The sequence below is a fragment of the Phenylobacterium sp. genome (assembly GCF_036402295.1).
GTDB lineage: Bacteria > Pseudomonadota > Alphaproteobacteria > Caulobacterales > Caulobacteraceae > Phenylobacterium.
Genome location: NZ_DASWTE010000399.1, coordinates 1 through 10,011 on the forward strand (window position 1 = coordinate 1; position 10,011 = coordinate 10,011).

Annotated in this window: 14 protein-coding genes; 3 read left to right on the forward strand and 11 right to left on the reverse strand. The window is 69.2% G+C overall.

Annotated features, from left to right (window positions below):
* Window positions 1-333, forward strand: a 333-nt coding sequence (locus VGD44_RS23085) for an SDR family NAD(P)-dependent oxidoreductase (protein ID WP_331090733.1), incomplete at its 5' end; no start/stop codon positions are given.
* Here the strand turns inward: VGD44_RS23085 and VGD44_RS23090 are convergent.
* The 3 genes from VGD44_RS23090 to VGD44_RS23100 all read right to left on the reverse strand — a co-directional run bounded on the left by VGD44_RS23090 (window position 330) and on the right by VGD44_RS23100 (window position 1,248).
* Window positions 330-596: a hypothetical protein gene (locus VGD44_RS23090; protein ID WP_331090734.1), complete on the reverse strand. Its 267-nt coding sequence runs from the start codon at window positions 594-596 to the stop codon at window positions 330-332. The two genes, VGD44_RS23085 and VGD44_RS23090, sit on opposite strands and share 4 nt — an antisense overlap.
* 285 nt (window positions 597-881) lie before the next feature.
* Entirely contained in the window at window positions 882-1,082 is a 201-nt protein-coding gene (locus VGD44_RS23095; protein ID WP_331090735.1) for a hypothetical protein, read from the reverse strand.
* On the reverse strand, window positions 1,066-1,248 hold the full coding sequence (locus VGD44_RS23100) for a hypothetical protein (protein WP_331090736.1): 183 nt from the start codon (window positions 1,246-1,248) through the stop codon (window positions 1,066-1,068). Before VGD44_RS23100 ends, VGD44_RS23095 begins: the two co-directional genes overlap by 17 nt.
* Window positions 1,249-1,371: 123 nt before the next feature.
* Between VGD44_RS23100 and VGD44_RS23105 the strand changes: the two genes are divergently transcribed.
* Both VGD44_RS23105 and VGD44_RS23110 read left to right on the forward strand, forming a co-directional pair.
* Window positions 1,372-1,794, forward strand: coding sequence for a GFA family protein (locus VGD44_RS23105; RefSeq protein WP_331090737.1), 423 nt, complete (start codon window positions 1,372-1,374; stop codon window positions 1,792-1,794).
* Between the two features lie 100 nt (window positions 1,795-1,894).
* Window positions 1,895-2,329 (forward strand): PPC domain-containing DNA-binding protein, encoded by a 435-nt coding sequence (locus tag VGD44_RS23110; protein WP_331090738.1) that lies wholly within the window; start codon window positions 1,895-1,897, stop codon window positions 2,327-2,329.
* 47 nt (window positions 2,330-2,376) lie between these two features.
* Here VGD44_RS23110 and VGD44_RS23115 read toward each other — a convergent pair whose 3' ends face one another.
* The 8 genes from VGD44_RS23115 to VGD44_RS23150 form a co-directional block, all read right to left on the reverse strand.
* The gene (locus VGD44_RS23115; protein ID WP_331090739.1) at window positions 2,377-3,720 is read right to left on the reverse strand and encodes a vanadium-dependent haloperoxidase; all 1,344 of its coding nucleotides are present in this window, start codon (window positions 3,718-3,720) and stop codon (window positions 2,377-2,379) included.
* 852 nt (window positions 3,721-4,572) lie between these two features.
* Window positions 4,573-5,127: a hypothetical protein gene (locus VGD44_RS23120; RefSeq protein WP_331090740.1), complete on the reverse strand. Its 555-nt coding sequence runs from the start codon at window positions 5,125-5,127 to the stop codon at window positions 4,573-4,575.
* 82 nt (window positions 5,128-5,209) lie between these two features.
* On the reverse strand, window positions 5,210-5,932 hold the full coding sequence (gene gmk / locus VGD44_RS23125; protein WP_331090741.1) for a guanylate kinase: 723 nt from the start codon (window positions 5,930-5,932) through the stop codon (window positions 5,210-5,212).
* Window positions 5,933-6,075: 143 nt separating this feature from the next.
* Window positions 6,076-6,957: a YicC/YloC family endoribonuclease gene (locus tag VGD44_RS23130; protein WP_331090742.1), complete on the reverse strand. Its 882-nt coding sequence runs from the start codon at window positions 6,955-6,957 to the stop codon at window positions 6,076-6,078.
* A gap of 127 nt (window positions 6,958-7,084) precedes the next feature.
* The gene (gene mltG / locus VGD44_RS23135; protein WP_331090743.1) at window positions 7,085-8,089 is read right to left on the reverse strand and encodes an endolytic transglycosylase MltG; all 1,005 of its coding nucleotides are present in this window, start codon (window positions 8,087-8,089) and stop codon (window positions 7,085-7,087) included.
* Window positions 8,086-9,366 carry a beta-ketoacyl-ACP synthase II gene (gene fabF, locus VGD44_RS23140; protein ID WP_331090744.1) on the reverse strand — a complete coding sequence of 427 codons (1,281 nt, stop codon included), beginning with the start codon at window positions 9,364-9,366 and terminating at the stop codon, window positions 8,086-8,088. The genes mltG and fabF overlap by 4 nt, the downstream gene beginning before the upstream one ends.
* Window positions 9,367-9,456: 90 nt before the next feature.
* Window positions 9,457-9,696: an acyl carrier protein gene (locus VGD44_RS23145; protein ID WP_293681671.1), complete on the reverse strand. Its 240-nt coding sequence runs from the start codon at window positions 9,694-9,696 to the stop codon at window positions 9,457-9,459.
* Window positions 9,697-9,818: 122 nt separating this feature from the next.
* On the reverse strand, window positions 9,819-10,011 hold a 193-nt coding region (locus VGD44_RS23150), incomplete at its 5' end, for an SDR family oxidoreductase (RefSeq protein ID WP_331090745.1).

Here is a 10,011-nt window from a genome sequence, read left to right on the forward strand (position 1 = left end):
GACGCCAGCCGCTGGGGCGACGCGGGCCTGGAGATCTATGCGGGCGCCAAGGCCGGCGCCGCGGGCTTCATGCGCTCGGTGGCGCGCTCGCTCGGCCGCTACGGGATCACGGCGAACTCGGTCGCCATCGCGCTGACCGCCACGCCCGCCGTCGAGCGCACGCTGAACGGAGACCCAGAGCGCCTGAAGCGGACCCTGGAGAAGTACATCATCCGCCGCCCGGGCCGGCCGGAGGACATCGCCAACATGGTGCAGTTCCTGGCCTCCGACGCCTCGCCGTGGATCACCGGCCAGGTCTACCCCGTGAACGGCGGCTTCTCCTTCGCCCTCTAGGCCGTAGCGGAGCGCCAGCCCACCGCCACCGCCGCCACTGACGGCAGCCCGCGCAGCCGGCGCGTCAGCGTCTCCGCGCGCTCGTCGTCCAGCCCGTCGGCCTCCACGCGGATCTCGAGGCCCGCGCCCGCCCGGCCCAGCACCACGCTCAACAGCCTCGCGCCCTGCACGGCGAACGGCGTCAGCACCCGCACAAGCGTGTCGGGCGCCTCGACGGCGTCGACGACGAAGCAGTGTCGTCGGTCGGAAAGGGGGTCGCTCATGGCTCGGTCCTCAAGGGTCGTGGTGGTCGGGGACCGGCGGCGCGCATGAAAAAACCCCGCTGCCTTTCGGAAGCGGGGTTCTGATCTTGCGATCCGCCGGAGGTCTTAGCTCGCGCGCGTTCGCCCCGCTTCGGAGGTGACGGTGATAATCATCATGGTCATCGCGCACGAGATCGCTGCCGCGCCGCCAAGCAGGTGGGGGGCGGCGGTCATCGCGGTCATGTGCGTGCGGCGAGCCATCTCGCCCGCCGCATAGCGCGTTGCGCGGCCCTGGGCAACGTCCCCCTAGTCCGCCGACTCGCTCGCGTCGTCCGGCGCCTGGCGCTCGGTCTGCGCCTCGTCGCGCTCGGCCACGCTGTGCCGTCCGGCCGCCGTGTTGTGCTCGATCCGGCCGCCTTCCACCTCGGCGCGGGAGAACACCTCCTCCTCGCCGGTCTCCAGCAGGTCCTCGGGCAAGGCGTCGGGTTGCTCAGTTCTGCCGGTCACCGCGGTCTCCCTGGCCCTTCTTCGCGGGCGTCTCGGAATGCTGCCGCTGGTCCACCGCCGCCGACTTGCCGACGTCGGTCTGGTCGTCCGTGAACTGGCCCTTGTCGTCGCGCCGGGCGTAGCGCTTGTCGCCGGGGTTGGGCTGGATCGTCTCGCGATTGGCCATGTTCGCCTCCTAGTCTGAGACCGAGCCAACGGCTGCGGGCCGCCGTCGTTCCTGTCACCGACCGTTGCGCACCTTGCTGGGCTCGACGAAGGTGCCACAGCCGAACGCCGAGGAGAGCGTGCCATGCGGACCGGACACTGTCTCTGCGGAGCCTGCGCCTATGAGATCGACGGCGACCCCGTCGTCGTGGCCCACTGCCATTGCCGGGACTGCCAGCGCCTGAGCGGGGCTGGGCACTCGACCGGCGCGATGTTCCCGCAGTCCGGCGTCCGCCTTCGCGGCGAAGTCGGGCGCTACGAACTCGAGAGTGAGCTCGGTAACACGGTGACCCGCGTCTTCTGCCCGGCCTGCGGCAGCCCGCTCTTCGGCATGAACTCCGCCATGCCGGGCTACATGACGGTCACGCTCGGCACCCTCGACACGCCCGACGACCTGACCCCGCAGGTCGCGATCTTCGCCCGCAGCCGCCCCTCATGGGATGCCATGGACCCCGCCCTGGCCACGTTCGACGCACAGCCGGAGTGGAAGCCGGACGCCGCCGCCTAGGCGCCGCCGGCCGGCTTTAGACCCGATGCGCGTGGCCGCTCACCAGCCTCTCGAAGATGGCCGCTACCCACTTCCCGACACCCTGCGTTAGGTATCGCCCATGCGCGCGCACGCCTTCCGCCTGACGCCGGGGACCGACCTGCGAGCGGAGCTCGAGCGTCTCACCCAAACACACGCGCTGCGGGCCGCGTGCATCCTCTCCGGCGTGGGAAGCCTCACCCGCGCCCACCTGCGGATGCCCGGCGCAGCCGGCGATCCCGAGGCCTTCGCGACCTTCGTCGAGCCCCTGGAGATCGTGTCGCTGGCCGGCACGCTCGGTCCCGACGGCCTGCACGTCCACATCAGCCTCGCGCGGGCCGACGGCGCGTGCGTCGGCGGCCATCTCGCGCCGGGCTGCATCGTCAACACGACGGCCGAGCTGGTGATCGGCGAGTTGCCGGACACCGAGTTCCGACGGCGGTTGGACCCCGCCACCGGATACGCCGAGCTCAGCGTTCAGCCGCGCCGGTCCGAAGGCGATCCGCCCGCGAGCTGACTAGTGTGGCGGACCCTGCGACCGGCCAACCAGGCCGCGGGCCGCAGCTACTCGAGTTCTTCCTTCTTGCATTGGCCAGGCGGGCCGCAGTTGAAGAAGTTCGCGTCGACGAACTCGGCGACGCGCCGCCCGAGGATGGCGCCGTTCACGTCGGCTCTGCGGAAGTGCAGGCCGGCCAGGATCCGCGCCTCGATCATGTCGCGGACCACATCGGTGAAGCGGCTGTAGTGCCGCGTTGACCCCGTTCCTGGCCCGATGCCCGGACTGGTCATGTCAAACTCCGCTTCATCGCTGCCGAAGAAGGCTTTCGCGGCGTTCATCAGCCCGCCGGTGAAGCAGTTCGCGCCCGACGGCTCGTCCGCGTACGGCGGCACCGGCAGGAGCCCGGTCCAGGTCGGATCGGCGGTGGTGTCCGGATTCCCGTCGGTGTCGGCGAGCTGGATGGCCGTCACCGGCCGCCAGAAGCTCCAGTGGGCCTTTTCCGCCCAGCAATTGATGATGCTGTCCGCCGTCGTGATGCTGGTCATGGCGAAGAACCGCGCGTCCTGACTGATCGTCAGGTTCCTCGAAACCGAGACTTGCCGCAGCGCCGCGAACATCATCGGAACCGGGTGCCCCGCCGACCAGTACGCCAGCGATGTCTGTTCCTCAGTTCGGGTGGAACCGGTCGCCCGGCCCAGCGCCTTCACCTCGTTGAACTCGGTCGTGTACTGATCGCTGGTCAGGGCGGACGGCCCCGACGTGTGGAAGGTCTCCGGGGCCGGCAGCGTGAAGGGCCGGACGTTTCGGACCCATCCGTTCCTATCGTTGGCAATCGGGAGGTCGCTCAGGGGCCGCCATTGCCCGGGGCCTGGCTCGGCGGGGACCGGAAAGCCGGGCGCGCCGAAACGGCCGTCACCGGCACGATTGGCCAGCATGGCCGCCGCGGCCGCAGCCCCGACATTGACCCCGTGGGCCCTGGCCAGGCCGTCCGGGATCTCGGCCAGCGAACTGGCGTACTCCGCATCGAGGCGAGCCTTGATGGCCGCCTTGACGTCGAGGGTCAGCGTCGCGGTGACGGGCGCCTGATCGATGAGGGCGATCAGGACGTGGTGCGCCGCGGTCGCCGCCGCCGCGCCCTTGGACGCGCTGCTGGGCGCGAATACGAGCCTATCCAGGTAGGGGTCATGCCCGCCCTTGATGGCATTGACGGCGTCGTAGACCGCGCCCTGGACGATCGCCAGGTGAATGATCGCGACGGGAGGCGTGAACTGCGCGCCAGGCGTCACGGCGGTATTCGCGTTGGTGAGCGCGGTGACCGCGTTTGCGTTCCACACCCGCACAGCGTCGCGCTCGGCCGCTAGGGCGGAGACGGGAAGCAGGGCCGTCGCGCCCAGCAGGGCAATGGCCAACAGGCTGGCGACCGGGCCCTTCGAACGTGCTCTCGTCGGACCGGCGCCGGGGTTCACTGAGGTGCTCGGCGAGCGGAATGCCTTCGGCGAGCTGGCGACTTTTACAGAGACAACCATCGGATAGCCCCCATCATCGCAAGTGATGGAGAGGAGTGTCGCGCCACACCTCGGGAAAAGGCAATTTCATATATCGTTATTATTCAAAACACTGCGGCGCAGCTTTGCGGCCTCGCGCTCGGGTCGTCGTTCAGGCCCATCGGGTGGGCGGGGTGGATCTTCGACAGGCGCTGGAAACCCATGTACCTTGGGCCGCCATGGCAACGGGGCATCGCAGAGGGCAACTGGCACGCGCGGGCGCCGGTCTGGCGGCCCTGGCGGCGCTCCTTGTCTCGGCTTGCGGCGGAGGCGTGCCTGCAAAGGACGGGTCCGCCGCGGCGGGCCCCCAATCTTCCCCCGGCCCGGCCGGCGCGCCTGCCGGCGGCGGCAGTCCGCAGGGGGCTCCGGACGGGTCCGCGCCCCCCTCAGGCAACCCGCAGGCGCCGGGCAGCGGAACCCCTGCGACGCCGGACACCACGGGATGGGCGCGCGATCGCAACGGGAACCTGGTTGGTCCGACGGGCTGGTGATCGGCGTCTGCGCGAGGCCGACTTCCGAAGGCCGCTGATATGCAATGAAGAAACCTGAAGACTGGCCTGCTCGCCGCTTCCCGTCGTTTTCCCTGTCGGCCTCGTTAGAAGAGGTCACAAAAGGGGAAGCTCAGGAGCGTTGGAAGCCAAACTGGTTTGGGGTCGTCGTCTTGACTTTGTGTGGTCTCGCCGCCGTCGCCTTTTGGGCGTTCGTCGTCAAGGTCCGCTAGCGGTCGCGAGCCGAACGTCGCTCACAGATGGGGAGCCGACCTAACTCGCCCCCTTTGCGGGCCGTCGCTCGCCATTCGTCATAGGTGGTCCAGAACTGCGGGTTGTCCGCAAGATGTCGCGCGCCCTCTCCAAACGGCTGGGACCGCAGGCGTGCAATTTCGCGGAAGTCGGCGGGCAGCCCGTCGCAGCGGCTGACAATGCGATCAATCCAGCTGTCGAGCGCCGGAAGGTCTGCATTCGTCACGACCGAAGGCGGGTCTATAAACTGGCGTTCGTTGGAGATGTAATAGGTAAGTCGCGCCAGACGGGGGCTTTGTCCCTTTGAGGCCAGCCAGCGAGCATACGCTGGGACTTCTACCCCGAGCACGCCCAATAGCACATTGCCCCAGGGCCGCTTCATCGCGTGAGGAGCAAAGAAGCGACGCACTTCGAGCGACGGTCGACAAAAGGCCGGGAAAGTTTCCCCGGGCAGCTTCACCTTTGCGAGGTTACGGCGAAGAAGCTCGCGCTCAACTAGCCTTCGGAACTCGGCGACAGGGAGCGATTGCATAGCGCCAGCTTTGAACGCTCGCTGAACTTCCGCAACGGGGTCGGAAGCCGACGTTCGCCTCGGGCCGGGGAAGGCAGGCCCCTTACTTCTGCACCGGCCGCATCATCGTCGTGCGCGGCGGCGCCCCGGTCGGCTCGTGGTCGCCGTACGCCTCGTCCAGCAGCCCCTCCACGAACTCGGGCAGCCACGGGTTGCGCCCTGGCTTCATGCGCTCGGCGCGGTAGATGTGGCCTAGGTCCGCGTACGCCCGGTCGAAGTTCTTGTTCACGATCACGTAGTCGTACTGCTGCCAGTGCTGGATCTCCTCGCGACCCAGCCGCAGCCGCTGCTCCATGATCTCCTCAGAGTCCTGGGCGCGCGCCTTCAGCCGTCGCTCCAGGTCGCCCCAGGCGGGCGGCAGGATGAAGACGCGCACCGCGTCGTCGGGCAGCTTCTCGGCCACCTGCTTGGCGCCCTGCCAGTCGATGTCGAAGATCACGTCGTCGCCCGCCTCGAGCGCGGCCTCCACCGGACCCCGCGGCGTGCCGTAGTAGTTGCCATTGACCGTGGCGTACTCGAGGAACTCGCCGGCGGCGATCATCGCCTCGAACTCGGCGCGGGTCTTGAAGTAGTACTCGCGCGCCTCCTGCTCGCCAGGGCGCGGCGGGCGCGTGGTCGCCGAGATCGACAGGATCAGGCTCTCGTGGTCCGCCACCAGCGTGCGCGTCAGCGAGGTCTTGCCGGCTCCCGCCGGGCTCGACACCAGCAGCAACAGCCCCCGCCGCACCGTCTCCCACGGCTTCGCATGATCGTCCACCGGACTCACCAACCACCCCTCAGTCAGCAAGAGCCGCGAAGCGGCCCATATTCCGAACCACGGATTGCACGGATTTCACGGATGGCCCAGCCGCCCCGACCCAATCCGTGAAATCCGTGAAATCCGTGGTTGAATCAAGCGCGTGGCGCGCCTCACTCCACATTCTGCACCTGCTCGCGGAACTGCTCGATGGTGGCTTTGAGGTCCAGGCCCACCGTGGTCAAGGCGCCGAGCTGGCTCTTCGAGCACAGCGTGTTGGCCTCGCGCATGAACTCCTGGGTCAGGAAGTCCAGCCGCCGGCCCACCGCCGCGTCCGACGCGAGCAGGCCCTTGGCTGCATCTACGTGGCCGAACAGCCGGTCCAGTTCCTCGCGCACGTCGGCCTTCACCGCCATGGCGGCCGCCTCCTGCACGATGCGCTCCTCGGTGGCGGCCTCGCCCGCCAGCTCCTTCAGCCGCGCCTCGAAGCGGGCCTTGATCGCCGCCGGCTGGTCGGCGGCGATGGCGTGCGCCTGGCCGGCGAACTCGAAGATCCGCTCCACCTGCCCGTTCAGCACAGGCAGCAGCGCCGTCCCCTCCTGCCGCCGCGCCACCAGGAGCCCGTCCAGCGCCGCGGCCACCGAGGCGCCCATGGCGGCCTCCAGCTCGGCCTGCGCCTCGGGATCCAGCCCCGCATCCTCGGCTTCTATCACGCCCCGCAGCGCCAGCAGGCCGTCCAGGGTCGGCGGGCCCACGCGCCCATCCGCCAGCATCGGCCGTCCGAGCTCCAGGTAGCGCTCCAGCTGCTCGGTGTTCACCCGCACCGAGCCCGCGCCCTCGACGCGCTTGGCCTGCACGCCCACGGTCACCTGGCCGCGCTGGAACCGAGCTTGCGCGCCCTCGCGCGCCGCCCGCTCCAGGCCCTCGAACCCCGGCGGCCCACGGAAGCGCACCTCCAGGTTCCGCCCGTTCACGCTCCGTGCCTCGGCCGCCCACGACCAGGCCCCCAACGCCCCCTCGGCCCGCCCAAACCCCGTCATTCCGGAAATCGGCATCAGCAGGTCCCTCGCGCCGCAGGCGCAGCTAAGATAACCGCGGAAAACGCAGAAAACGCGGAAAGACCTCGGCCCTCGCGGAGCCTCCTTCCGCGCCCTTCTGCGTTTTCCGCGGTCACTCTTCTTCTCATCGCCCGCCCCGTTCGCGCTCGATCTGGCGCCAGCGGGCGACGTTCTTCTCGTGCTCTTCGTAGGTCGTCGCGAAGGCGTGCCCGCCCGTCCCGTCGGCGACGAAGTAGAGCTCGTCCGTCTTGGGTGGGTTCAGCACCGCCTCCAGAGACGCGCGGCCCGGGTTGGCGATCGGCCCGGGCGGCAGTCCGGCCACCTTGTACGAGTTCCACGGGCTGTCGGCGGCCAGTTCCGAGGCGCGGATGCCCCGGCCCAGCGGCCGGCCCCTGGTGAGGCCGTAGATGATCGTGGGATCGCTCTGAAGCAGCATTCCCTTGCGCAGCCGGTTGACGAAGATCGCCGCCACCCGCGGCCGCTCGGTCGCGACGCCCGTCTCCTTCTCGACGATCGAGGCCAGGGTCACCGCCTCGCGCGGCGTGTCGATCGGCAGGCCCGGCTGGCGCTTCGCCCACAGCTCGGCCAGCAGCTCGTCGTGCGCCTCGCGCATGCGGGCGATTACCGCCTCGCGGGCCTGGCCCCGCTGGATCTCGTAGCTGTCGGGCAGGATCGAGCCTTCGGGCGGTTCCTCCACCGTCCCAGTCAGCACCACTTCGGCGTTGACCGCGTCCAGCACCATGCCGCTGGTCCAGCCCTCGGGGATGGTGAGCAATCGGCGCACGACGCGGCCGGCGCGTATGTCGCTGAGCACCGAGGCCATCGAGGCGCCCGAGGCGATCTCATACTCGCCGGCCTTCAGCTCGCCAGCCGCCCCGGTCAGGCGGGCGGCCACGTTGAACAGGGTCGCCGAGGTGATGACGCCGGCGTCTTCCAGCGTGCGCGCGATGCGCCCCACGCCCGCGCCGCGCTCCAGCACCACGGCGGTCGTCTCGCCCGCCCTGGCCTTGGGGCCCGGCCCGGCGTAGCTCCACACCGCCGCCAGCCCCAGCAGCAGGGCCAGGCCGAGGAAGAAGCCGCCGACGCCGGCCGCAGCCCGCTTGCTCAGCCGCCTCCGCTTTGCGCTCACGCGTACTTCTTGAAGATCACGCAGGCGTTGGTGCCGCCGAAGCCGAAGCTGTTCGACATGGCCACGTCGATCTTCATCGGCTTGGCCTTGTGCGGCACGAGGTCGAGGACCGTCTCAACGTCGGGGTTGTCGAGGTTGATGGTCGGCGGCGCCACCTGGTCGCGAATCGCCAGGATCGAGAACGCCGCCTCCAGCGCGCCGGCGGCGCCCAGCAGGTGGCCGGTCATCGACTTGGTGGACGACATCGGCTTGCCCGGGGCGCTGTTGCCCAGCAGGCGTTCGACGGCGGCGAGCTCGATGCCGTCGGCCATGGTCGAAGTGCCGTGCGCGTTGACGTAGTCGATGTCGGCGGCGGCCAGGCCGGAGTCCTTCAACGCCGCGCTCATGGCGCGGAAGCCGCCGTCGCCGTCCTCGGAGGGCGCGGTGATGTGGTAGGCGTCGCCCGAGAGGCCGTAGCCGACCACCTCGGCGTAGATCTTCGCGCCGCGCGACTTGGCATGCTCGAGCTCTTCCAGAACCAGGATGGCGGCGCCCTCGCCCATGACGAAGCCGTCACGGTCCTTGTCGTAGGGCCGGCTGCCCTTCTCCGGCGTGTCGTTGAAGGCCGTGGCCATGGCGCGGCAGGCGATGAAGCCTGCGATGCCCACCGGCACCACGCTGGCCTCGGCGCCACCGCAGACCATCACGTCGGCGTCGCCGTACTTGATCAGCCGGGCCGCGTCGCCGATCGCATGCGCGCCCGTGGCGCAGGCTGTGACCACGGCGTGGTTCGGGCCCTTGAAGCCGTGGCGGATCGAGACCTGGCCGGAGACCAGATTGATCAGGGCCGAGGGGATGAAGAACGGGCTCACCTTGCGGGGCCCACGCTCGTGCAGCTCGATGGCGGTCTCGGCGATGGTGCCCAGGCCGCCGATGCCCGAGCCGATCATCACGCCAGTGCGTTCGCGGCCCTCGTCGTCCTCTGGCGCCCAGCCGGAGTCCTTCACCGCTTCGTCGGCCGCGGCGACGCCGTAAAGGATGAAGTCGTCGACGCGCCGGCGGTCCTTGGCCGACATCGTCTGGTCGGGGTCGAAGCTGCCCTCGATGTCAGGCCCGCCGCCGCCGCGGCCGTCCACGCGCGGCACCTCGCAGGCGATCTTGCAGGCATAGTCGGTCGTGTCGAACGCGGTGATGGTCCCGGCGCCCGACGTGCCTTCCAGGATCCGCTTCCAGGTCAGTTCCCGCCCCTGCCCCAGCGGGGTCAGGAGCCCGATGCCGGTGACGACGACTCGACGCATGTGCAGGCCTCAAAAGCGAACCGCCGCGCCTCGAGGTTCAACCCAGGGACGCGGCGGCTCTTTGAAACGATTCTAGGTCGCGCGCGGGCTTTAGCCGCCCAGCCGCTCGGCGATGAACTTGACCGCGTCGCCGACCGTCTGGATGTGCTCAGCGGCGTCATCCGGGATCTCGATATCGAACTCTTCCTCGAACGCCATCACCAGCTCGACGTTGTCGAGGCTGTCGGCGCCCAGGTCGTCGATAAAGCTGGCCTTCTCGGTCACCTTTTCGGGGTCCGCATCGAGATGCTCAATGACAATCTTGCGGACGCGTTCAAGGACGTCGGACATTCGGTAGGTCCCTCAGGGGTTATTCAGGTCTTTGCATCAACGACGGCGACGGTGAAGTCAACCGCCGCTTGGGTGGTCAAATCCGCGGGGCGCGTACCACGTTCCCCTCGGGCTGGCGATAGTCAGATCATCACCATTCCGCCATTCACATGCAGCGTCTGGCCGGTGATGTAGCCGGCTTCGTCCGACGCCAGATAGGCGCACGCGGCGGCAACGTCACCCCCCGAGCCCAGGCGGCCGGACGGGATCTTGCCCAGGATGGCCGCCTTCTGCTGCTCGTTCAGGGCTTCGGTCATCGGGCTCTCGATGAAGCCC